Origin of the sequence: Pseudomonas sp. FP2196 (assembly GCF_030687715.1) — a bacterium.
Classification (GTDB): Bacteria; Pseudomonadota; Gammaproteobacteria; order Pseudomonadales; family Pseudomonadaceae; genus Aquipseudomonas.
Map to the genome: position 1 here is coordinate 4,194,729 of NZ_CP117445.1, position 24,276 is coordinate 4,219,004.

Annotated in this window: 12 protein-coding genes; 5 read left to right on the forward strand and 7 right to left on the reverse strand. The window is 60.7% G+C overall.

The features are described 5' to 3' along the window. Positions 1–98: 98 nt before the first annotated feature. Both PSH79_RS18735 and PSH79_RS18740 read right to left on the reverse strand, forming a co-directional pair. Positions 99–1,421: an ATP-binding protein gene (locus PSH79_RS18735; RefSeq protein ID WP_305438930.1), complete on the reverse strand. Its 1,323-nt coding sequence runs from the start codon at positions 1,419–1,421 to the stop codon at positions 99–101. Then, positions 1,421–2,101: a response regulator gene (locus PSH79_RS18740; RefSeq protein WP_103304798.1), complete on the reverse strand. Its 681-nt coding sequence runs from the start codon at positions 2,099–2,101 to the stop codon at positions 1,421–1,423. The genes PSH79_RS18735 and PSH79_RS18740 overlap by 1 nt, the downstream gene beginning before the upstream one ends. A gap of 256 nt (positions 2,102–2,357) precedes the next feature. Between PSH79_RS18740 and PSH79_RS18745 the strand changes: the two genes are divergently transcribed. The 4 genes from PSH79_RS18745 to dsbG all read left to right on the forward strand — a co-directional run bounded on the left by PSH79_RS18745 (position 2,358) and on the right by dsbG (position 6,496). After that, positions 2,358–3,050, forward strand: a complete 693-nt coding sequence (locus PSH79_RS18745) for a hypothetical protein (protein WP_305438931.1) — start codon at positions 2,358–2,360, stop codon at positions 3,048–3,050. A gap of 97 nt (positions 3,051–3,147) precedes the next feature. Further along, positions 3,148–4,881, forward strand: coding sequence for a protein-disulfide reductase DsbD (gene dsbD, locus PSH79_RS18750; protein WP_305438932.1), 1,734 nt, complete (start codon positions 3,148–3,150; stop codon positions 4,879–4,881). After that, positions 4,881–5,750 (forward strand): TlpA disulfide reductase family protein, encoded by an 870-nt coding sequence (locus tag PSH79_RS18755; protein WP_305438933.1) that lies wholly within the window; start codon positions 4,881–4,883, stop codon positions 5,748–5,750. The genes dsbD and PSH79_RS18755 overlap by 1 nt, the downstream gene beginning before the upstream one ends. Then, a complete protein-coding gene (gene dsbG / locus PSH79_RS18760) occupies positions 5,726–6,496 on the forward strand; it encodes a thiol:disulfide interchange protein DsbG (protein ID WP_305438934.1) in 771 nt (256 codons plus the stop codon). Before PSH79_RS18755 ends, dsbG begins: the two co-directional genes overlap by 25 nt. Before the next feature lie 63 nt (positions 6,497–6,559). Here the strand turns inward: dsbG and PSH79_RS18765 are convergent, their stop codons facing one another. Both PSH79_RS18765 and PSH79_RS18770 read right to left on the reverse strand, forming a co-directional pair. Continuing rightward, positions 6,560–7,372, reverse strand: a complete 813-nt coding sequence (locus PSH79_RS18765) for an alpha/beta fold hydrolase (RefSeq protein WP_305438936.1) — start codon at positions 7,370–7,372, stop codon at positions 6,560–6,562. 192 nt (positions 7,373–7,564) lie between these two features. Continuing rightward, a complete protein-coding gene (locus tag PSH79_RS18770; protein ID WP_305438937.1) occupies positions 7,565–20,560 on the reverse strand; it encodes a non-ribosomal peptide synthetase in 12,996 nt (4,331 codons plus the stop codon). A 367-nt stretch (positions 20,561–20,927) separates the two neighbouring features. Here PSH79_RS18770 and PSH79_RS18775 point away from each other — a divergent pair, with 367 nt between their 5' ends. Then, positions 20,928–21,482: an RNA polymerase factor sigma-70 gene (locus PSH79_RS18775; protein WP_064120208.1), complete on the forward strand. Its 555-nt coding sequence runs from the start codon at positions 20,928–20,930 to the stop codon at positions 21,480–21,482. 100 nt (positions 21,483–21,582) lie between these two features. Here the strand turns inward: PSH79_RS18775 and PSH79_RS18780 are convergent, their stop codons facing one another. The 3 genes from PSH79_RS18780 to PSH79_RS18790 all read right to left on the reverse strand — a co-directional run bounded on the left by PSH79_RS18780 (position 21,583) and on the right by PSH79_RS18790 (position 24,196). After that, positions 21,583–22,596: a GNAT family N-acetyltransferase gene (locus PSH79_RS18780; protein WP_305438938.1), complete on the reverse strand. Its 1,014-nt coding sequence runs from the start codon at positions 22,594–22,596 to the stop codon at positions 21,583–21,585. An 86-nt stretch (positions 22,597–22,682) separates the two neighbouring features. Further along, on the reverse strand, positions 22,683–23,480 hold the full coding sequence (locus tag PSH79_RS18785; protein ID WP_305438940.1) for an ABC transporter substrate-binding protein: 798 nt from the start codon (positions 23,478–23,480) through the stop codon (positions 22,683–22,685). Positions 23,481–23,572: 92 nt separating this feature from the next. Further along, on the reverse strand, positions 23,573–24,196 hold the full coding sequence (locus PSH79_RS18790; protein ID WP_158959345.1) for a TetR/AcrR family transcriptional regulator: 624 nt from the start codon (positions 24,194–24,196) through the stop codon (positions 23,573–23,575). Between the last annotated feature and the right edge of the window lie 80 nt (positions 24,197–24,276).

Consider the following 24,276-nt stretch of genomic DNA (forward strand, 5'->3'; position numbering starts at 1 on the left):
TGAGTCAAAGCTGTCGTGACCTTAACGTCACGACAGCCGGATAGCCATTGGAGAGAGGTTACATTTGATGTGCCGCATGCAGATCCCGCGAGAGGGATTCAAATGACCTGCAATGGCATGGTCAACTCAACGCGCAGCCCATCCGGGCGGCTGTCGAAATGCAGGGCACATTCGCAACGCTGGACGATGGCCTGAACAATCGCCAGGCCCAGGCCGCAGCCGGTGCTCTGGCCGTTGCGCCAGAAGCGTTGGGTCAGATGTTGCAGATCATCCTGAGCGATGCCCGGGCCATGGTCTCGCACAATAAAACGTACGCGGTTGCCGATGGTTTCCAGACTCAACTCGACCGCACAGTCGTCGGGGGTGTGGCGCAGGGCGTTGTCGAGCAGATTGCGCAGCGCGGCAATCGATAGCACCGCCGGCATTTGCAATGGCGCTATCGAAAGCTGTTCCGGCAGTTGCAATTTGATTCGCAGGCGCTCGCCGCCCGTGGCATCGGCAATCGCCAGCCGTGCCACTTGCTCGGCGCTGCACTGCGAGCCGTCGTCAAACGACAGGCTGCCCTCAACCCGCGCCAGCAACAGCAATTGCTCAAGCGTGCGATGCAAGCGGTCAGCCCCCTCCTCGGCCTTGGCCAGCGACTGATCGCGGGCGGCGCCGTCGGTCATGCGCGCCACTTGCAGGTGGGTCTTGATCGCCGTGAGCGGGCTGCGCAGTTCGTGGGCGGCGTCGCCGGTCAGCCGACGTTCCCGCTCGATAGTCTTGCCAATGCGCTGGAACAGTTGATTCTGGGTATCGAGCAACGGCTTCAATTCGCTGGGAAACGCCTGCAACTGCAACGGTTCGAGCGAATCGGCATTGCGCCGCATCAGGGCTTCGCGTAGACGGTTGAGCGGTGCCAGCCCTTGACCGATCCCCAGCCACAGCAGGCACAGGCAGCCGAGCAACGCCACGCCCACCGGCACCGACGCCGCCAGCAGGATCGACATGTTCAGGGCTTCGCGTTCGATCTGCCGATCCGCCGTGGTAATTCGCACATCGCCCCGGGCGAGCGTGAAACTGCGCCACGGCGCACCGTCGATCATCTGGTCGTGGAAGCCCATTTTCTCGGCTTCCAGCGCTTGTTCGGGGTTGTTGTGGCTGCGCGCGAGAATTTCCCCGCGCAAGGAACTGACCTGGCAGGCCATGCCCCCGGGAATGTTCAGTTGCTCGGCACTGAAATGGGTGCCTTCGCCCTTGCTCGGCAGGGTCGGCAGTTGCTCCAGCAGACCGGCGACCATGCGCGCGGACGCCACCAGACGCTGGTCAAGGGAAAACATCATCTGATTGCGCAGGTCGCTGAGCATCCAGGCCGCCGCCAGTGCCCAGATCAGCGCAAACGCGGCACCCAGGGTCAGGCTCAGGCGCAGTCGCAGGCTCATCACTTGCCTTGATCTCCACCATCGGCCGGCCCCAGGCGATAACCCAGACCGCGCACGGTTTCGACGATGCCTTTGCCGAGTTTGCTGCGCAGGTGGTGGATATGCACGTTCAGCGCGTTGCTCTCCAGCTCATCATTGAAACCGTAGACGCTGTCTTTCAACTGCTCGGTGGACAGCACCCGGCCGCGATTGTGCAGCAGGGCCTGCAACAGGGATTGTTCGCGTCGCGACAAATCCACCGGTTGCCCGGCCAAGGTGGTTTCGCGGCTGCTTGGGTCGTAGGTCAACGCACCGTGTTCAATCAGGTTGACGCTGCGTCCGGCCACTCGACGCAGCAAGGTTTGCAGACGGGCGAATAGCTCACGCAGATCGAACGGTTTGAGCAAGTAATCGTCGGCACCAGCCTGCAAGCCGTCGACCCGGTCAGTGACCGAATCGCGCGCGGTCAGGATCAACACCGGAATCTCCAGGCCGTGCTGGCGCAGTTGCTGTAGCAGTTTCAGGCCATCTTCGTCGGGCAGGCCGAGATCGAGCACCATCACGTCAAACTCGGCGACCTTGAGCATCGCCCGCGCCTTGGACGCGGTATTGACGTGTTCGACCGTCAACCCCTGAGCCGTGAGACCGGCAACGATGCCGCTGGCAATCAGCTCATCGTCTTCGCAAACCAGTACGTGCATGGGCGCTCCCTGAAAAAAATGCGAGTGAAACAGGTGAGGATTAAGCGGCAATTATGGCCATCCTCGGTAGTGACGGGAAGCCGCTCGCAGAATTGAGCAGGCCTGCACCCGGCGGAACACATTCCTTCATTGCGCACTGCACGCACTTCAATAAGTCCCGAGAAATGAAATCCCACACTTAAGCACTACTGATAATTAATCTGGCCGGATAACCTGACTGTGCATTAAGACAACCCGTTAAAAGGAATTAACAAACATGCCTAATCTTGAAAACTTCGTAGCCGTTGATTGGCGCTCCGGCCCCGATCAAATCTATTTCTTCTTCAAAAACACCGACACTTACTCTCGATTCAACATTGGCGACAATGAAGTACCTGGTGGCTATCCACATCCAATCATGGGGCGCTGGGATGCATTTGATCCTCATGCCAAGGATCTGCGCTTCGGTTTTACCTCGACCTCACTGGGGTTCAACGCCGGAAGCGACGAAGATATAGCCTGGCTGTTCTTTTACTACGGCGACATACCGGCCGTGTGCAAATACAACCAGGATGAAGATAGGGTCACCGGTATTTACAAAGTCGCCGATACGCTCTGGAAACCGATTGCTCCCTACTTTGACAAGATCATCGCCGGCACATGGACAGAGATAACGGGCCACCCTTTTCTGTTCAGGTTCCTTCTCAACGATGGTCATTACCTGACGTTCAACTACAAAACAAAAACACTGACCCGCAACGCATTCGGTCAACACCGTCTGGGCGCGTTGATCCCGTTCAAAGATCGAATGATCACGGCCGCACAAAATGATCGAACTTTCGCAGATAGTTATTGGTACATCTTTCTCACTAACAACCAGTACCTGATTTACAACATTCAGACAGATCGACTGATCAGCGGCCCGCACACCATTAACGAGTCCAACTGGCCGGGGTTGCTGCGCGGTTGATTGGCCAATCACGGAGGGTCTTGTAGGCTACGGTTAATTATCGGTTAATCGCCGCCGCCCATTCTGCACCCCACTTGCACAGGGACAAGGCTCCTCCATGCGTCATTTTATTTTTTTGTTTGCTTTGCTGATTTCGAGCCTGGCCCAGGCTGGAAACAATCCATTTGATACAAAACCGGAGTTTCTGCCGGTCGACAAGGCATTCGTGCTCACCTCTGAACGCCTGGAATCCGGTGAAACCCAGCTGTTCTGGCAGATCACCGACGGCTATTACCTGTACCAGAAACGTCTCAAGTTCGACGGTCTGACGGCCGCACAGCAACCGACGCTGCCCGAAGGCGAATCTCACAGCGACGAGTACTTCGGTGAACAACCGGTCTATCGCCAAGGGCTGGAAGTGAAGATCCCGGCCGCGGCCACTGGTCAGATTAAAGTCAGTTATCAGGGCTGTGCAGATGCCGGCCTGTGTTATCCACCGCAAACCCGAGTGATTGACCTGGGCGGCAAAGCGACCGCCTCGGCAGGCGCCGAAGCACCGGATCAAGCGTTGGCCAGCAGCCTGCAACAACGGGCGCTGGGCTGGAGCCTGCTGGTGTTTTTCGGCCTCGGCCTGTTGTTGGCGTTCACCCCGTGTACGTTGCCGATGCTGCCGATTCTGGCGGGCATGATTGTCGGCAGTGGCGCAACACCACGCCGTGGTTTTGCGCTGGCCGGCAGCTATGTGATCTGCATGGCGCTGGTGTATGCAGCGATGGGTGTGATTGCCGCGCTGCTCGGGGCGAACCTGCAGGCATGGTTGCAGAATCCTTGGCTGCTCGGTGCCTTCGCTGCAGTGTTCGTGATGCTGGCGTTGCCGATGTTCGGTTTCTTTGAACTGCAATTGCCCGTCGCCTTGCGTGATCGACTGGAACACGCCTCGCGCAGTCGCAGCGGCGGCAGCCTGATTGGCGCGGGTGTGCTCGGCGCACTCTCCGGTCTGTTGGTCGGCCCGTGCATGACCGCGCCACTGGCCGGTGCCCTGCTGTATATCGCGCAAAGCGGCAATGCCTTGCACGGTGGGTTGATCCTGTTCTCGCTGGGGATCGGCATTGGTGTGCCGCTGTTGCTGCTGGTGACGGTCGGCAATCGCTTCCTGCCAAAACCTGGCGATTGGATGAACCTGCTCAAGGGCGTGTTCGGCTTTCTGTTCCTCGCCACGGCCCTGCTGATGTTGCGCCCGGTGCTCGATCCATCCTTGTGGCTGGGTCTGTGCGGCGCCTTGCTATTGATCGCTGCTTATTGCGCCTGGAAACAGTCCGACGGCTTTGGCCGTGTCGCCCAGTTGTTCGGCGCTACTGGATTACTGCTCGGGCTGTGGGGCGGTTTGCTGGTGATAGGTGCGGCAGGCGGTAGCGATGATCCGTATCAGCCATTGCAGGTCTACAGCGCCGATCGTGCAACCAGCGCCGCGCCGAGTGGCCATGACGCATTCACCACGATCAAGGATCCAACGGCATTGCAACGCGAGCTCGATGCGGCCAAGGCTCAAGGCCAGTGGGTGCTGCTCGATTACTACGCCGACTGGTGCGTGTCGTGCAAGGTCATGGAAAGACAGGTGTTCGGTAAGGACCAGGTGATGCAGGCGCTGAGTGACGTGCGCCTGCTGCGTCTGGATGTCACCGCTGACAATGCCGCGAGCCGCGAATTGCTCAGCCGCTATAAAGTGCCGGGGCCACCCAGTTTCGTGTGGATCGGCGCCGATGGCGAAGAGCGCCGCAGCCAGCGCATCACTGGTGAAGTCGATGCCGATACGTTCCTGCAACGCTGGACCACCACCCGAGACGCCAATTAATGCTGACTTTCACCCTCGGCACCTTTGCCATCGCGCTTAACCATTTGCTGCTGATCAGTGCGTTGGCACTGGCAACCTTCGTCGGTTGGCGGGTGGCCAAACGCGGCGGCGATAATCCCGAGTCGGCGCTGTTCAGCCTGTTCCTGTTGGGCATGCTGGCGGCGCGCATCGCTTTTGTCGCGGTGTACTGGTCGCACTACCGCAATGATCCATGGCAGATCGTTGATTTGCGTGATGGCGGCTTTCTCGCCTGGCCGGGGGTCATTGTCCTGCTGCTCGCCGCGCTGTATCGCGGCTGGCGGCGTCCGGGCCTGCGTCGGCCTTTGGGCTTTGGCGTCGCCAGCGGTGTAGCGTTCTGGCTGTTGGCGACGTTGTCGCTGAACATCTACGAACAAGGCACCCGACTGCCGGATATCACCCTGCGTAACGCTGCAGGGGAAACCATTAAACTCAGCGACTATCAGGGCGGCCCGCTGGTGATCAACCTGTGGGCGACCTGGTGTCCACCGTGTCGGCGCGAAATGCCGGTACTGGAAAATGCCCAACAGCAACGCCCGGACCTGACGTTCCTGTTCGTCAATCAGGCCGAAAGCATGCAAAGCGTGGCGACATTTCTCGAAACTCAAGGCCTGAGCCTCAACAACGTGTTGTTCGATCGCAGTGGCCGACTGGGCCAGGCCGTGGGTTCCATGGCATTGCCGACTACCCTGTTCTATAACCGCGATGGTCGATTGTTGACCAGTCATCTGGGCGAGTTGTCGAACGCCAGCCTGGCTCGTGCCCTGGAAAACTTCGATACCCCGAATCCGACTGCTGCACCCGCCACTTCTTCAAGGAAACTGCCATGCCCCGCCTCCGCCACCTGCTGACGCTGACCCTGGGCACTGCCCTGCTGCAACTGCCGTCGGTTCAGGCCGCTGAAGAATTGCCTGCGGCGATCAAACAGATCGAAGCCAAAGGCGCAAAAATCGTCGGCCAGTTCGACGCCCCCGATGGTTTGCGCGGTTACGCGGCGCAGTACCAGAACCGCGGCATGGCGCTGTACCTGACCCCGGACGGCAAGCACGTGCTGCTGGGTAATCTGTACGACGCCGATGGCAAAGACCTCAGCAGCGAACCGCTGCAGAAACTGGTCTACGCGCCAATGGCCAAGGAAGTCTGGGCCAAGTTCGAGGCGAGTAACTGGATTCAGGACGGCAACAAGGATGCGCCGCGCACCGTGTACCTGTTCAGCGATCCGAACTGCCCGTATTGCAACATGTTCTGGGAACAGGCCCGACCTTGGGTCAAGGCCGGCAAGGTGCAGTTGCGCCACATCATGGTCGGCATCATCCGCGAAGACAGCCCTGGCAAATCCGCCGCGCTGCTGGCAGCGAAAGATCCGAGTAAAGCCCTGGAAGATCACGAAAAGGCCGGCAAGGGCAGTTCGCTCAAGGCGCTGAAAGACATTCCAGCAGCAGTGCAGACCAAACTGGCGGCGAACATGCAGTTGATGGAAGACCTGGAGTTGCAGGCCACTCCGGCGATTTTCTACATGGACGACAAGGGCGAGCTGCAACAGCAGCAAGGCGCGCCGACGCCGGACAAACTGGCGAAGATTCTTGGGCCTAAATAAGCAAGATCAAAAGATCGCAGCGCCTACAGGAAACGTATATCCCTGTAGGCGCTGCGATCTTTTTTAATGGCGCTCAGCCAAAAATTTCAGCAGCACCTCAGTAACAAACTCCGAATTCTCCAGATTGGAGATATGCCCCGCCTCCGGCACCAGCCCCCACGGGCAGCCGATCAGCTCTGCCATTTCCTTGGCTTCCGACGGCGGCCGTGGCTTGTCCTGATCGCCGCACAGCACCAGCGTGGTTGCTGCATTCAACTCGCCCAGACGCGGCAACAGGTCATCGCGACCAAAGGTGATGCGGCCCATCGGCACGATGCTTTCGCGCAGGCGATCGGCTGAATACGCCGCCAGTTTCGCGCGAAAATCCTGGTACAGCGCCGACTGTGGATCGATCCCCGGCCGGAAGAAAATCGGCACGACAATATCGAGCAACTGTTCGGAAATTTCGCCGCTTTCTTCGATTTGCTTGAACAGCGAGAAGTAGTACTGACGGGTAGGCTCGGGTTCGGCACCAACGTAGGTGTCCATCAAGACCAGCCCATTGAGCCGCTGCGGTGCCGACAGGGCCAGACGCACGCCCCACATGCCGCCGACCGACAGCCCCACCAAAGTCACCTGCGCGATCTCCAGATGATCGAGCAATGCCTGCGCCTGACGGGCGATGTCGTCCAGCGAAGTCGTACCTTGCGGCAATCGCCCGGACTCGCCATGGCCCCATAGATCCAGTGCAATCACTCGATAGTGCGGCGACAGCGCGGCGATCTGTGGTGCCCACATTGCCTGATCCCACAAATAGCTGCCGGCCAGCAGCACTGCCGGGCCTGAGCCTTGATCAATGTAATGAAGTGCTTGTCCGTCTACCGTGAAAAAAGGCATCGATTCACCTGCGCGGGAAAAAAGAGAACCGGCAGACTGAGCTGCCGGTTCTGGATCGTCAACCCTGGAAATGTACGCGAATGTACAGCCGCTATTCGCGATCAGGCTGGTTCCTACAAGGGGTCTGTACCAAGCACAAATCCCCCGCAGGAGTGAGCCTGCTCGCGATGAGGACTTGGCAGACGCTGGAGATCAAAGGCCCTCCAGCTCCGCCATCAGGTCATTCAACCGATCCGCCTTCTCCCCGGTGATATCACTGGCCGCCAGTCCATCGATGTACTCAGCCAATTCCTCCACCGTGCTGCACTCGAACATCGCCCGCAGCGGCACGTCACGTTGCAGGGTTTTCTGCACTCGCGAAGCGATCTGCGTGGCCAGCAACGAATGCCCGCCGAGTTCAAAGAAGTTGTCGCGCACGCCGACCTTGTCGACCTTCAGCACTTCGGCCCAGATATCCGCCAGGGTCTGCTCCAGTTCGTTGCGCGGGGCCAGGTAATCCTGGCTCTGCAACTGGCCGATCTCCAGCGCCGGCAAGGCCTTGCGATCGAGTTTGCCGTTGGCGTTGAGCGGCATCTGCTCCAGCCAAAGCCAGTGCAGCGGCACCATGTATTCCGGCAATTCGGAGCGCAGGCGTTGCTTGATGCGCTCCAGACGTTCGCTCGGATTGAGCGCGCTGTCAGCGGCTACCAGATAGCCAACCAGATGCTTGCCGTTTACGCCTTCCTGCACACCGACCGCCGCATCGCGGACTTCCGGCTGTTCGTGCAGACGCGCTTCGATTTCACCCAACTCGATGCGATAGCCACGGATCTTCACTTGATGGTCGACCCGGCCAACATATTCCAGAACACCATCGCTGCGACGCCGCGCCAGGTCACCGGTGCGATACAGACGCTCGCCCGGTGCGCCGAACGGGTTCGGCACAAAGACCGGCGCGGTGCGCAGCGGATCGCTGACATAACCACGACCGACACCCGTGCCGGCCACACACAACTCACCCACCGCACCCAACGGCACCAGATCCAGCGCGCCATCAAGCAGGTACAGCAAGTTGTTGTCGGTCGGCGTACCGATCGGCAAGTAACTGCCACGGGTCGAGGCCAGATCGACGCGGAAGAACGCGACGTCATCGGAACATTCCGCCGGGCCATAAGCGTTGACCAGGCCGATTTGCGGGTAACGCAACAGCCACTGATGCGCCAACTCGGGCGGCATCGCTTCACCGGTCGGCAGCATCCAGCGCAGACCGTCGAGGCTCAGGCGATCCGAGGCGAGCATGCCTTGAATCAACGACGGCACACTTTCCAGCACAGTGATGCCCTGTGCCTGCACATGCACCAGCAAACCTTGCGGATCGTGGGCGATGGTGTTCGGCACGATGTCGACCCGCGCACCAAACAGCGGCGCTGCGAGGAACTGCCAGACCGAAATGTCGAAGCTTTGCGACGCGGTTTGCGCGATCACGTCGGCCTCGCTCAAATCGAGGTACGGACGCTTGCTCAACTGGTTATTAAGCATGCCGCGCTGCTCGACCATCACGCCTTTCGGCAGGCCGGTCGAACCCGAGGTGTAGATCACATAGGCGAGGTTGTCCGGGCCGCTGTGAATGCCGAGGTTCTGCGCCGATGTCGCGGCGGCTTGCACCTCTTCCCAGACCAGCAGACGTGGACGATTGGCGCAGCTGAATTCATCCAGCAAGGTCTGCGCCTGCTCGCGGCACGCTTCGCTGCACACCAGCACCGGCGTGCGGCTCAGCTCGATGATGCGTTGCAGACGCTGACTCGGCAGGCCCGGGTCCAGCGGCAGGTAACCGGCACCCGCCTTGAAGCTGCCGATAATCATGCCGAGCAGATCCAGATTACGTTCGGCCAGCAATGCCACCGGTTGATCCATTTGCACTCCGGCCGCGACCAGCACATGGCCGAGACGGTTGGCGTTATGGTTCAGCGCCTCGTAACTCAGCTGCTGATCGAGGCAACTGGCAGCGACGCGTTGCGGATGCGCGGCAACCTGCGCTTCGAACAGCGAAACGTAGCTCTGCTCCAGCGGATAGTCATGGGCGCTTTGGTTGCAACCGTGAAGCAGGAAGTCCTGTTCCTCAGCGCCCAGCAACGGCAGATCGGCCATGTCGCCATGGAAACCGTCGACCAGCGCCAGCAGCAGCCGCTTGAACTCACCGAGCATCCGCTCGACGGTCGATTCGTCGAAGTAACGCTGGTCATACGACAGATGCAAACCGAGGTCATCGCCCGGGTAGCACACCGCCGTCAACGGGAAGTTGGTGTGGGTGCGGCCCGAGTCCGAAGTCGCGTTAAGACTCTGCGCGCGATCCAGCACGGAAACTTCCACCGGGGCGTTTTCGAAGACGAACAGGCTGTCGAACAGCGGCTGGCCTTTCGGCAGTTCGCTCTGTTCTTGAATGCTCACCAGCGGCAGGTATTCGTACTCGCGCAATTGCATGTTGCTGTCGAGCAAAGCACTTAGCCACTGACGCACACTGGCGCGCTGATCGTCCGCCGGGATCTGCACCCGCAGCGCAATGCTGTTGATGAACAGGCCGACAGTGCGTTGCATCTCCGGCATCTCCACCGGACGCCCGGCTACGGTAACGCCGAACAACACGTCGCGATCACCGCTCATGCGCCGCAGCACCAGTGCCCACGCCGCTTGGGCGAAGGTGTTGATGGTCAGTTGATGGGCCTGGGCGAGCTCGCGCAGACGGGCACCGTCCTCGACGTTGAGTCGGGTATAGCGGTCGCCGACGACCATGCCGCCGCTTTCGCCGGCATGCTCACGCAGGAATGGGCGGTCGCTCGGGATCGGCGTGGTGCGTTCGAAACCTTGCAGGTTCTGCTGCCACCACTGGCGTGCCTCGGCCAGGCTCTGGCGCTGTAGCCAGCCGATGTAATCGCGGTAGCGCGGCGGCACGCTCAACTGTGCTTCGCGACCTTCACCGAGGGCGGTGTAGATCTCGAAGAAGTCGTTCATCAGCAGCGAACGGCACCAGGCATCAATGAGGATGTGGTGGTTGCTCATCATGAACCAGTAGCGCGCCGCCCCAACCTTGATCAGGCGCAGGTGGAACGGTGCCTGATTGAGCAGATCGAACCCGGCCTCGCGCTCGCATTTGAGCAGCGCTTGCAGCTTTGGCTCTTGATCGGCATCGCTGATCGCGCTCCAGTCGAGGTACTCGATCGGCGTGCGGCCCGGGGTATGAATCACTTGCAGCATGTCTTCGCCGACGTTCCAGCAGAACGACGCACGCAACGCCTCGTGACGTGCGACCACGGCTTGCCAGGCCTGAGCGAAACGCTCGGGATCAAGTTCGCTGTTGATGCGGTAGCGATCCTGCATGTAGTACAGACCGGTGCCCGGTTCGAGCAAGGTGTGCAGCAGCATGCCCTCCTGCATCGGCGTCAGCGGATAGACGTCTTCGATGTGCGCGGCGGGAACCGGCAAGGCATCGAGTTGCGCCTGAGTCAGTCTGGCCAGCGGGAAGTCCGAAGGCGTCAGGCCACCGGCCTCGTCTTGCAGGCAATGGCTGATCAGACTTTGCAGTTCGGCGAGGTAAGCATCGGCCAGATCATTGATGGTCTGCGCGTCGTAACGCTCGGCGCTGAAGGTCCAGCGCAGCAACAGTTCACCGCCATAGACCTGACTGTCGACACTCAATTCGTTCGGCAACGGTGCCTGCGGATCATGGGCGGCACCGACCGACTCGTCCAATGGACGGAACAGCGCATCGCTGCCGAAACTCTGGTCGAACTGGCCGAGGTAGTTGAAGGTGATCGGTGCGTTCGGCAGCGCCGACATGCTGCGCTGGGTGAAATCATCGGTCAGATAACGCAGCACGCCATAACCCAGACCTTTGTGCGGCACGGCGCGCAGTTGCTCCTTGATCGCCTTGATCGAAGCGCCCTGCCCGGCGGCCTCTTCGATGTCGTGCGGGGTCAGGCGCAGCGGATACGCGCTGGTGAACCAGCCAACGGTGCGGGTCAGGTCAATGTCGTCGAACAGGGTTTCGCGACCGTGGCCTTCGAGTTGAATCAGCGCCGATTCCTGGCCGCTCCAGCGGCACATCACGCGGGCCAAGGCAGTCAGCAACAGATCGTTGACCTGGGTGCGATAAGCGCTCGGCGCCTGTTGCAGCAGTTGTTTGGTGTGTTCTGCATCCAGGCGCACGCTGACCGTTTGAGCGTGGCGATTCTGCTGGCCGCCCTGTGGATTTTCGCAAGGCAGATCAGCGTTCGGGCCGGCCAGTTGGGTTTGCCACCAGTTGAGTTCTTCACGCAGGGATTCGCTGCCGGCGTAAGCCTGCAAGCGTGCCGCCCAATCCTTGAAGGCACTGGTTTTCGCCGGCAGCTTGACTGACTGATTGGCGTCGAGCTGGTGATACACGGTTTGCAGATCGTCGAGCAAAACGCGCCACGACACGCCGTCGACCACCAAATGATGGATAGCGATGAACAGGCGTTGCTGACCCTCCGGGCCATCGACCAGCAAGGCGCGCAGAAGCGGGCCGTTTTCCAGATCGAGACTGCGCTGGGCATCGGCGAACAGTGCTTTGCACTTGTCCATGGAGGTGACGCGCTCTTGCCACAACACCGCCGCAGTGGACACCGGTTGGTGCGTCGCTCGCCACGCGCCGTTGGCCTCGGTGAAGCGCAGACGCAAGGCGTCATGCTGCTCGATCACCGCCAGCAACGCTTGCTCCAGACGATGCGGTTCCAGGGTCACGGTCGGCTCCAGCAGCAACGCCTGGTTCCAGTGCTGACGCTCAGGGATTGCAGTGTCGAAGAACCAGTGCTGAATCGGCGTCAGACGTGATTCACCGGCGACCAAACCTTGCTCGGCCGTCACCTGCTCGCTCCGACTCGCCACAGCGGCGAGAGACTGCACGGTCTGATGCTGGAACAGGTCACGCGGGCTGAAATGAATGCCCTGCTGGCGCGCGCGGCTGACCACTTGAATCGACAGAATCGAATCGCCGCCCAGTTCGAAGAAGTTGTCGTTTAGCCCGACCTGTTCGACGTTAAGTACTTCGCACCAGATCTGCGCCAGCGTTTGCTCGAGTTCATTGCTTGGGGCCACGTAGCTCTGACGGTTCAGCTCCGGATCCGGCGTCGGCAAGGCGCGGCGGTCGAGTTTGCCGTTGGCGGTCAGCGGCATGCTCGCCAGCAGGATCAGGTGCGTCGGCACCATGTAATCCGGCAGTTGCGTCTTGAGGTGCGACTTGAGGGCTTCGCGCAATTCGGCCTGTTTGGATTCGCTTTGCTCTGCGATCTCGGTGACGAGGTAGCCAACCAGTTGCTTGCCACTCGGCGCATCCACTGCCAGCACCACCGCTTCGCGGATCGAATCGTGATCGAGCAAACGGGTTTCGATTTCGCCCAGTTCGATACGGAAACCACGGATTTTCACCTGATGGTCGATCCGGCCCAGGTACTCGACCAGACCGTCGGCGCGCTGGCGCACCCAATCGCCGGTGCGGTACATGCGACCGCCATCGGCGGCAAACGGATCAGCGACAAAACGCTCGGCTGTGATGCCCGGACGATCATGGTAAGCCTGCGCCAGACCGGCACCGCCGACGAACAGTTCGCCGGTCGCACCTTGCGGCACCAGTGCCAGATCGGCGTCGAGGATGTACGCAACACGCGCACCGATCACGCTGCCGATCGGCACACTGCCGGCGCCCTCCTCCAGCACTTCCGGGGCCAGACTGGCCAGCGGCATGACCACGGTTTCGGTCGGCCCATAAGCATTGAAAAACAGGCTCGGTTTGAACGCCGCGCGAATCCGTTGCAGGTGTTCACCCGTCAGCGCTTCGCCGCCGGTGATGATCATGCGCACAGGGAGGATTTCGTTTTGCGTCGCGAGGAACTGCGCCAACTGGCTGCCGTAACTCGGGGTGAACCCCAGCACGTTGATGCGATGGGTGCGAATCAGCCCGCAGATTTCTTCGGCGTCCCACTGTCCTTGCGCACGCAGCACGACTTGCGCGCCACTCAGCAGCGGCACCAGCAGACGCTCGGTGGCGGCATCAAAGTTGATCGAATAGAAGTGCAGTTCGCAGTCGTCCGGGCGCATGCCGAAACGCTCGATAACGGCTTGGCAGTGCATGGCGATTTCGCCGTGGGAGACCACCACGCCTTTCGGCTTGCCGGTGGAACCCGAGGTGTAAATCAGGTACGCCTGATGCTGCGGCAGACTGATAAATGGCAGCTCCGTGGCCGGGTAATCTGCCAGTGCCGCGCTGTCATCTTCAAGGCACCAGCGCGCCACACTCGGCGGCAAATCGCCAAGCGCTTTGAGCATCGCACGGTCGCTGAGTAGCAGACCGATGCGGCTGTCTTCGATCATGTAGTGCAGACGGTCGAGCGGGTATTCCGGGTCCAGCGGAACGTAGGCGCCACCGGCCTTGAGTATCGCCAGCAGGCCGATGACCATTTCCAGCGAACGTTCCAGCGCCAGCCCCACGCGCACCTGCGGCCCGACGCCACGCTCACGCAGCACCCAGGCCAGACGATTGGCGCGGGCGTCGAGTTCAGCGTAGCTCAGGGTCTGGCCGGCGAAGGTCAGGGCCGGCGCGTCTTTGCGCACCAGGGCTTGCTCGGCGAACAGGTGATGGATGCACTGATCGAGACGATGCTCACCCGGCTCGATGCCAAGGCTGTCGAGCAGATTCTGCTGCTCAGGTTTATCGAGCAGCGGCAGTTCGTTAAGGCGTTGCTGCGGATCGGCGATCAGCGCTTCCAGCAAATTGCGCCAATGCTTGGCCATGCGCGCGATGGTCGGCTCGTCGAACAGATCGGTGCTGTACGTCAGGCAGCAGCCGAGGCGATGGTCGAGGTCGGTGACTTCCAGGTTGAGGTCGAACTTGGTCGCCCGCGCATCGTTGGCCAGATACTCGACGGTCATGCCGGCGAGCATGCGGCTCTGCTGGAACTCCCAGCGCTGCACATTGCACATCACCTGAAACAGCGGGTTGTAAGCAGCGCTGCGTGGTGGCTGCAAAGCCTCGACCAGATGATCGAACGGCAGATCCTGATGGGACTGACCTTCGATCACGGTGTGACGAACCTGCTCGAACAACTCGCCGACCGACATCTGGCCGTCGAGTTGGCAGCGCAACACTTGGGTGTTGAGGAACGCACCGATCAGCCCTTCGCTTTCCGGGCGGATGCGGTTGGCCACCGGTGCGCCGATGCGCAGATCGGTCTGGCCGCTGTAGCGATAAAGCAGCGTGGCGAGCGCGGCGGTCATGGTCATGAACAGGGTCAGACCGTTTTGCGCATTGAACGCGCGAACGCGGGCGGCGAGATCATCGTTGAGATCGAAACGGAACAGTTCACCCTGATGGCTTTGCACCGGCGGACGCGGACGGTCGCCCGGCAGTTCCAGCAGCGGATGTTCGCGCCCCAGTTGCGCGGTCCAGTAGTCGAGCTGACGCTGACGTTCGCCGGACTCCAGCCAGTTGCGCTGCCAGACGCTGTAGTCGAGGTACTGCACCGGCAACGGTTCGAGCGGCGAATCACGGTCATCGACAAAGGCTTCATACAACGCGCTGAGTTCGCGGGCAAAGATGTCCATCGCCCAGCCTTCGGTGACGATGTGATGCAGGGTCAGAACAAAGTAATGCTCATGCTCGGCGGTCTTGACCAGACAGGCGCGCAGCAGCGGGCCGGTTTCCAGATCGAACGGCTGGTGTGCTTCCTCGTCAGCCAGTTGCTGGACGCTTTGCTCACGGACATCAGCCGCGAGTTTCGAAAAATCCTTCCAGTCCATGCGCACGCCAGTCTCGGCGTGCACGCGCTGACGAGCAACACCATCGACGCTCGGGAACGTGGTGCGCAGGGTTTCGTGGCGCAGAATCAGCGCTTGCAGCGCCGCCTCGAAACGCTCGACGTGCAATACGCCGCGCAGGCGCGCCATGCCGCCAACGTTGTACGCCGGGCTGTCCGGTTCCATTTGCCAGAGGAACCACATGCGCTGCTGCGAATAGGACAGCGGCACCGGTTGGCTGCGGTCGACTTTTTCAATCGGCGGCTGTTTGTTGGTGCGGCCGCTGGCCTGGATCAGACGGATCTGTTCGGCGAAATCACCCAGTTCACTGTGTTCGAACAAGGCGCGCAGCGGCAGTTCGACGTCGCAGGCCTGACGGCTACGCGAGATGATTTGCGTGGCCAGCAGCGAGTGACCGCCGAGGGCAAAGAAATCATCGCGCAGACCGACTTGCGCCAGACCCAGCACTTCACGCCAGATCGCGGCGATCTGTTGCTCAAGTTCAGTGACCGGCTCGACGTGTTCGCGCACTTGCCATTGCGGCTCGGGCAAGGCGCGGCGGTCGAGTTTGCCGCTTGGGCTCAGGGGCATTTCGTCAAGGCGCATCAGTTGCGCCGGAACCATGTATTCCGGCAACTCGGCGGCCAGTGCGGTTTTCAGGCGGGCGATTTGAGCGTCTTGATCTTCACGGGCATCGGTGGCGGTGAAGTAGCCGATCAGTTGTGCGCCGGCAGCGGTTTCGCGAACCAGCACCACGGCTTGGGCGACGCCGTCCTGAGCGAGCAAACGCGCTTCGATTTCTTCCGGTTCGACGCGGAAGCCGCGCAGCTTGACCTGTTGATCGAGACGGCCGAGGTATTCGATGACGCCGTCGGTTATCCAGCGTGCACGGTCGCCGGTACGGTATAGACGCGCGCCCTGCTCACCCAATGGATCGACCACAAATCGTTCGGCGGTCAGCGCCGGGCGACCGAGATAACCACGGGCCAGGCCGATGCCGCTGATGCACAGCTCACCGGGTACGCCGGCCGGCATCGGGTTGAGGTCGGCGTCGAGAATGCGGCATACCACGTTGCCCAGCGGTCGGCCAATCGGCGAGCGTTCGCCATCGGCGCGGGTGCAATGCCAATGGGTGACGTTGATCGCGGTTTCGGTCGGGCCATATCGGTTGTGCAGTTGCACCGCTGGCAATTGCGCCAACACGCGGTTGCGCAGTTCGGCGGGCAGCGCTTCACCACCGGAGAACACCCGGCGCAGGCTGGTGCATTCGGCACTCAGCGGTTCGTCGATGAACAGCGAGAGCAGCGGTGGTACGAAGTGCAGCGTGGTCACGCCGTATTGTTGAACCAGTTGAGCAATGCGATGCGGATCACGATGTTCGCCCGGGCCGGCAATCAGCAAACGCGCGCCAGTGATCAGCGGCCAGAAGCACTCCCACACCGACACGTCGAAACTGATCGGCGCCTTTTGCATCAGCACGTCAGTTTCGTTGAGGCGATAGGCGTTTTGCATCCATTGCAGACGTTCGGCCAGTGCCGCGTGGGTATTGCCGACGCCTTTCGGCTGGCCGGTGGAGCCGGAGGTGTAGATCACGTAGGCGAGGTTGTCGCCGTGCAGGTGCAGACCCGGCACCTGACTCGGCCAGTTTTCCAGATGCAAGGCGTCCATGGCGATGACACTGACGCCGTCGCTGGCCGGCAAGCGCTCGAGCAGTTCGGTCTGGGTCAACAGCAGTTCGACGCCGCTGTCACTGAGCATATAGGCCAAACGATCAGCCGGATAATCCGGGTCCAGCGGCACGTAGGCGCCGCCGGCCTTGATGATTGCCAGCAAACCAATCAGCAGTTGCGGCGAACGTTCGGCAGCGATTGCCACGCAGACATCCGGGCCGACACCCTTGTCGCGCAGGTAATGCGCCAGTCGGTTGGAGTGTGCGTGCAATTCGGCAAAATCGAGGCTGCCGCCGTCCCAGACCAGCGCAATGCGTTCCGGGGTCAGGCGCACTTGTTCATTGAGCAGCTCCGGCAGCCATTGTTGTGCAGGGGCACAAGGGGCGCTGCTCCAGTCTTTTTGCTGATCGTGTTCAGTGGCGGTCAGCAGTTGCAGATCGCCAATGGCCTGCTGTGGACGCTCGCAGACGTCGCTCAACAGGTTGCCGAAGTGTTCGGCCAGACGCTCGATCGTCTGCGCATCGAACAGTTCGTTGGCGTAGTCGAAGGACAGCGTCAGGCGACCGTTACGGTCTTCCTCGCTGTGCAGTTGCAGATCGAACTTGGCCTCGCGGCTGTGCCACGGCAATTCTTCGGCGAGCAGGCCCGGCAGGCGTTTGAGCGCACTCAGATCGCGCTGCTGGTGGTTGAACATGACTTGAAACAGACCTTGTTCGCGGGCCTGCGGAAAAGCTTCGAGCAGTTGTTCGAATGGCAGATCCTGATTCGCTTGTGCGCCGAGTGCAGCCTGACGGGTTTGCGCCAGCAACTCGATAAAGGACAGCCGCGAATCGACATCAGCGCGCAGCACCTGGGTGTTGATGAAGAAGCCGATCAGGCCTTGGGTATCCAGGCGCGGACGGTTGGCATTGGGCACGCCGATGCGGATGTCGCGCTGACCACTGTAGCGATGCAGCAGGCTCTGGAACGCCGATAGCAACAGCATGAACGGCGTGGCATCGTTCGCTTGGGCAGTCTGCCGGATCGCTTCACTGAGGCTGACGCTCAGACGCACGCTGTGTCTTGCCGCGCTGTGAACCTGCAAGGCGGAACGCGGGTGGTCGGTGGCCAGTTCCAGCGTCGGATGCTCATCACCCAATTGCGCTTTCCAGTACGCCAGTTGCCGCTCGCCCTCGCCTTGCGCCAGCCAATGGCGCTGCCAACTGCCATAGTCGGCGTATTGAGTCGGCAAGGGTGCGAGTTCGGCACGCTGCCCCTGAGACGCAGCGGCGTAGAGGCGCGAGAACTCATCGATCAACACGTTCAGCGACCAGCCGTCAGCGATGATGTGATGCAGCGTCACCAGCAGTTGGTGATCTTCATCGTCGAGGCGGATCAGCGTCACCCACAGCAGCGGGCCTTTTTCCAGATCGAACTGGGTACGCGCTTCGTCCTCACGGATCTGCTGGGCACGAGCTTCACGCTCATCGGCCGGCAGGTCGCTGATGTCGATCAGTTGCAGATTGAATTCAGCTGTTGCGTCGACCTGTTGCAGCGCCACGCCGTCGCGTTCGAAGAAGCGTGTGCGCAAGGATTCGTGGCGGTCGATCAGTTGCTGGAAGCTGGCGCGCAGCGCGTCTACGTCCAATTCGCCGCGCAAACGCAGGCCGCCGGGAATGTTGTAGGCGCTGCTTTGCGGGTCAAGTTGCCAAGTGATCCACAGACGGTTTTGTGCCAGCGATTGCGGCATCGGTTCACTGCGCGACAGGACGGAAATCTCGCCCTGGGCGCTGCCGCCGTGTTGCTGCTGCGCCACCGCAGCGGCGAACGCGGACAAGGTCGGGGCCTCGAAGAGCAGGCGCAGATTCAGTTCAAGACCCAGCTCCTCGCGCACGCGGGCGATCACTTGCGTGGCGGCGATCGAGTTGCCGCCCAGCAGGAAGAAGTGATCGTCGGCGTTGACCTGTTTGAGGTTCAGTTGTTCGGCCCAGATTTTGCCGATCAGGGTTTCGAGTTCGGAGGCTGATGCCGTCGCATCCCGGGTTTCGGAGGTGGTCGAAGGGAACACTGCGTAGCTGTCGAGGCTGCCATCGGCCAGACGATTACGGCAGGCCGAACGTTGCAGTTTGCCGCTGGAAGTCTTGGGCAGCGCGCCTGGATTGAGCAGCACCACCACACTCGGCGCTTCTTGATAGGCCTCGGCCACCGCCTGGCGGATGGCTTTGATCAATGCGTCCGGCGGCAGGATTTTCTGCACGCTACGGCTGATTTCCGCGGCGATGCCGATGCCTTCTTCGCCATCCTGGCTGACCGCGAACGCCGCGACCCGGCCCTTGCGCACCACTTCCACTTCGCTCTCGACCGTTTTCTCGATGTCCTGCGGATAGAGGTTATGGCCGCGCACGATCAGCATGTCTTTCAGGCGACCGGTGATGAACAATTCACCCTCGCGAATGAAACCCAGATCGCCGGTGCGTAGCCAAGTGCGGCCCGCGTGCTGGACGAAGGTCTTGGCGCTGGCCTCGGGATTGCGCCAGTAGCCATGGGCGATGCTTGGCCCGGCGGCCCAGACTTCGCCGACGGCGTTGTCGGCGAGTTCTTGCAAGCGGGTGGGGTCGACGATCAGTACCGCGTGTTCCGGCTGGCTGATGCCGCAGCTCATGATTGGACTGCCATCGCCCGGTTCTGCGCGGTTCTGTGCCAGGGCCTGATCGTTCACGCGCAGCGCGGGAATCCCCTTGCCGCGCGGCGTGCCGGCGACGAACAGCGTGGCTTCCGCCAGACCGTAGGACGCCATGAAACTGTCTTTGCTGAAACCGCACGCGGCGAACTTCTCGGCAAAGCGCTCATTGGTGTCGAGGCGGATCGGTTCGGAGCCGGAATACGCGACGCGCCAGCGGCTCAGGTCCAGACGCTCCAGCGCCGATTCGCTGACTCGCTCGCTGCACAGGCGGTAGGCGAAATCCGGCCCGCCGCTGATGGTGCCGCCGTATTGGCTGATCGCTTCGAGCCAGCGCAATGGCCGGCCAAGAAAGTAGGCCGGCGACATGAGGATGCATGGCACGCCGCTGAAAATCGGTTGCAGCAGACCGCCGATCAGCCCCATGTCGTGGTACAGCGGCAGCCAACTGACGATCACGTCGTCCGGGTTCACGTCGATACCGAAACCGTGGCGAATCAGCAATTCGTTGGCGACCAGGTTGCCATGGCTGACCTGCACGCCTTTGGGCAAGGCAGTAGAGCCGGAGGTGTATTGCAGGAAGGCGATGTGGTTCGCAGGCAGAGTCGGTTCGATCCAACGATCAGCCAATGCGCTGTCGAGCGTGTCGACACACATCAGCGGCGGCGCACCTTCGATCTGTTGCAAGGCATCGCGCAGGTCGGCGCTGGTCAGAAGCAGGCGCGGTTCGGCGTCAGCAATGATCGACAACAGACGCTCTTGGTGATGACGGCGAGCGGACTCTGGCGGATAGGCCGGCACCGCGATCACGCCCGCATACAGGCAACCGAAGAATGCCGCAACGTAATCCGGACCGCTGGGAAACAACAGCACCGCGCGATCACCAAATTCGGCCTCGGCCTGCAACGCGGCAGCAATGGTCCGCGCGCGCTGATCCAGTTCGCGATAGCTGAGCACCACAGCCTGTTCTTCGTTTTCAGCGAGAAAACGCAAGGCCAGTCGATCCGGCGTCAGGGCCGCGCGGCGCTTGAGGGCTTGGACCAGGGTGCTGGGGAGTTCGAACGCGTCGGTCATGAGGTTTCCTGCCTGAATTCGGCTTGCTAGTGGAATCGGGTTGCTGCGTCACGCCCTTCGAGGGCATGCAGGACGCGGTCTACGCCGACCGCGCAAGGCATGGGAATGCTGTCTGGTCGGGACTCTCTATCCGGAACCATTCACCAATGAGAACGGATGACGTCTTGAAATAATTAGTCGGCTGGCTGGATCGTCAATGGGGCCGGGGTGCGGCGGCGTGTCGCAGTTCTCAGATCGCACTAATTCAGAGCATTACTTCTCTTTCTCATTTGACAATCATTATCATTCAACATAATTTGTCGCTCGATGTGTAGGGCGCCCCCTCCTCCTGGCGTCCCACGAACCAATTGGCAGCAAGGTGATTTCCATGACGGAACAAGTATCCACAAGCAGGTGCGATTCACCGCTACTTCAGGCTTTTGTCGACAACCGACTGATTCTGGTCAAGATTGCAGCGCGCATTACCGGCTGCCGGTCGCGTGCCGAAGATGTCGTGCAGGATGCGTTTTTCCGACTGCAATCAGCACCACCGATCACGTCGTCGATCAAGGCTCAATTGAGTTATCTGTTCCAGATCGTGCGCAACCTCGCGATCGATCACTACCGCAAACAGGCGCTGGAGCAGAAATATTCCGGCCCTGAAGAGGAAGGGCTGAACGTGGTTATTCAGGGTGCTTCGCCGGAAACCTCGCACATCAATTTCTCGACCCTGGAAAACATTGCCGATGCGCTGACCGAGCTGCCCAGCCGCACTCGCTATGCATTCGAGATGTACCGCCTGCACGGCGTGCCGCAAAAGGACATCGCCAAGGAACTCGGCGTCTCGCCGACCTTGGTCAACTTCATGATTCGTGATGCACTGGTACATTGCCGCAAGGTGTCGGGCAGTCGTCGGGATGCGGTGGCTGTGGGTCGTCGCTGAGACACAGTTGTCCGCACAAAAAAGATCGCAGCCTTCGGCAGCTCCTACAGGGTTAACGCGATACCCGAGTAGAAGCTGCCAAAGGCTGCGATCTTTTGCTTCAAGCCAACTTGCACCGATCAAAAAACCGCTCACGCCCCAGAATCATCAGTGCCGCACGCTTGTGCGGGAAGTCGAATTCTTTTTCACAGTGGAAGCACTGGTTCTGCATGTGTCCGATCATCTTCGCGTTGTCGGCACGCGGTTCGGCAACCACGCGCTGAGTGCGCGGATCATCCAGAAACAGGTAATGCACCAACGCCGATAACCAACTCGCTACTTTGTGCGGACCGCGGTGATCCTCCTCCCCGACCAGCATGTGAATGCCACGGTCGTAGTTGTCGGCTTCGTAGAACGGTGCGATGCGATCTTCCTTGGCCCAATAGGCTTCGAAATAGGCAAACGGCTGATCATCGAAACAGCCGATCAAGGTCAGCGCATGCGGATCGGCGTCGAGTTTGCTCAGGTACTCGCGATGCTTTTCAATGCTGCCCTCTTCCTGCCAGAAACTGGCTACCCGCGGACTGTTCTGCCAGCGATTGAAACGCGGCAGGTCTTCTTCGATCTCAACCGTGCGCAGGGAAATCCACGCTCCCAGGCGTGCATCAAAACGCCGGTAAACCTCACCGCGCGGCTTCACTGGTCGCAACGGATGGCGCTTGCCAGCGCTGATGACCATCTGCTGCGGATAGCTGCCGGTCAGCGACGTGCCGAGCCACGGTTGCGGCAGTTGCCAGAACAGCGCGCGCTCGCAGCGGTATTCCCCGGGCACATCGGTGTTTACCAACAAACCACTGAGTAAAGCTTCGGTCGGTGGCTGATCCAGTTGCCAAGTCAATTGCTGGCACTCCGGGTCCCGCGCAAACAGCCAGTAACAGGCAGCCCACAGCGCCTGGCCTGGCGGCAGGGCAAAACGCTCATCGATCTGGATCGGCCCTTTGGCCTCCCGATCCAGTCGCAGGCGAATCAATGGTTGCCCATCCAGGCTCAGGCTCAGACGGCTTTCGGTTGCATCGGCTACCAATTGGCTGCCCGAGGGCAAGGCCAGGGCAGTCAGGTCTTTCAGATTGGACATGGGTCGGGCTCACGATAATCGTCGACAGTTCAACGATGGGACGTGAGCCGAGCGGAGAAATTTAGGCTTGGTCAGCAATCAGTGCTTCAGTGATGGGGCACCGGCACTACCGCAATCCGGTACGGATCGAAGATTTTCAGCATCTCACCGTTGTCGCGCAAACCTTTCAGCAGTTTGCCGAACGCATCACCGGTAATGGGTGCGGTTGGACGAAGAATTGCGTAGTGGTGGTAGACCTGATCGATGCGCTGCGACACCAGCAACTCATCGCGCACCTTTTCGTTGCGCAGCAGGTAATCACTCAGATAGGAGCGGGTCACCAGCGCGATATCCGCGCGCCCGCGCAGCACCATCAACAGGTTGCTGTCGTGGGAATAGGTCAGTGTGGCCTTGAAGTTCTGCGCAAGGAATTTCGGATCAGCATTGAAGTTGGCGAATTCGTAGTGGTAACCGCTGAACAGCGCCAGACGCTTGCCGGTGAGATCGGCAAAATAGCTCTCCTTGCGCCCTTCTTCCCGTTGTGCGACGAAAATTTCGGCGTCCTCCAGCCCCATGTCGACGTCGGTGTGGGGGATCTCCTTCCAGCCCCACTCCGGGTTTTCGAAGATAGCCATATCGATCCGGCCCTGCTTGAAATCACCGAAACGCCGGGGAATCGAAGTCGGTACCAGCACGAACTGATAGTCGCTTTGCAGGCGATTCAACGCCTCGACCAATTGTGGCAAGAGACCGGTGTCGGCACCGTTTTCCGGGCGAACGGTATAGGGCGGAAAATGCGCCGCGCCCACCCGCACCAATTGCGCTGCCTGTGTGGGCATTACCCATATTGCAGCCAGCGCTGCGAGCAAAAACCCCGCGCCCGTCCGAATTGGCGAAGACTTCAAAACACCCCACTCCCCGAAAAAGTACCGATCAATGCATTCAAGCTAGGCGGTTTCGCCCAGTTAGCCAGTTTCCCGACCCGATAGAAAGTGCTTCAACGCTCTTCAAGAACCAGAATCAGCGCCTCATCGGCCAACTGATCCAGGCTCAAACTGCCGCCGGCACGGAACCAGGTGGTGGTCCAGGACAGTGCGCCGGTGAGGAAACGTCGGGTAATAAATACGTCTCCGCGAATAAATCCAGCGTCCTTCGCCTCGCCTAGCACTTGCAGCCAAATGTCTTCATAAACATCGCGCAATGCGAGCACTTTGGCCTGCCCCTCTTCGGACAACGAGCGCCATTCGTAGACCAGCACGGCCATGGCCTCGCCGCTGCCGCCCATGATCGACTGCAATTCGCAGCGAATCAGCGCCAGCACCCGCTCGCGGACATTGCTGGCGTCGGCGAGCGCTGCGCGCATCAAGGCAGTGTTGTAACGGATGGTTTCTTCCATCACCGCGCGCAGGATTTCATCCTTGCTTTTGAAGTGATGAAAAATGCTCCCCGACTGAATGCCCACCGCGCCGGCCAGATCGCGCACGGTGGTGCGCTCATAGCCTTTGTTGCGGAACAGGTGAGCCGCCACTTGCAGCAGTTTACCGCGGGCGCTGTCCGGGTCGGTCAACTGGCCTTCGTCGACCAGTTCGCGCATGACCCTCAGGGCTTTTTGCTCGTCCACCCGTTCTCTCCTACAGTCGATCAGTCTGTTGCCCCCTGAAACCGCAGGGTTGCGCGCAATTTAAGCCGCCGGCGGCGACC

Excerpts from the sequence above, each read along its gene's own strand:
- PSH79_RS18735 (WP_305438930.1), bottom strand. The coding sequence starts at position 1,421 with ATGAGCCTGCGACTGCGCCTGAGCCTGACCCTGGGTGCCGCGTTTGCG.
- PSH79_RS18740 (WP_103304798.1), bottom strand. The coding sequence starts at position 2,101 with ATGCACGTACTGGTTTGCGAAGACGATGAGCTGATTGCCAGCGGCATC.
- PSH79_RS18745 (WP_305438931.1), top strand. The coding sequence starts at position 2,358 with ATGCCTAATCTTGAAAACTTCGTAGCCGTTGATTGGCGCTCCGGCCCC.
- dsbD (WP_305438932.1), top strand. The coding sequence starts at position 3,148 with ATGCGTCATTTTATTTTTTTGTTTGCTTTGCTGATTTCGAGCCTGGCC.
- PSH79_RS18755 (WP_305438933.1), top strand. The coding sequence starts at position 4,881 with ATGCTGACTTTCACCCTCGGCACCTTTGCCATCGCGCTTAACCATTTG.
- dsbG (WP_305438934.1), top strand. The coding sequence starts at position 5,726 with ATGCCCCGCCTCCGCCACCTGCTGACGCTGACCCTGGGCACTGCCCTG.
- PSH79_RS18765 (WP_305438936.1), bottom strand. The coding sequence starts at position 7,372 with ATGCCTTTTTTCACGGTAGACGGACAAGCACTTCATTACATTGATCAA.
- PSH79_RS18770 (WP_305438937.1), bottom strand. The coding sequence starts at position 20,560 with ATGACCGACGCGTTCGAACTCCCCAGCACCCTGGTCCAAGCCCTCAAG.
- PSH79_RS18775 (WP_064120208.1), top strand. The coding sequence starts at position 20,928 with ATGACGGAACAAGTATCCACAAGCAGGTGCGATTCACCGCTACTTCAG.
- PSH79_RS18780 (WP_305438938.1), bottom strand. The coding sequence starts at position 22,596 with ATGTCCAATCTGAAAGACCTGACTGCCCTGGCCTTGCCCTCGGGCAGC.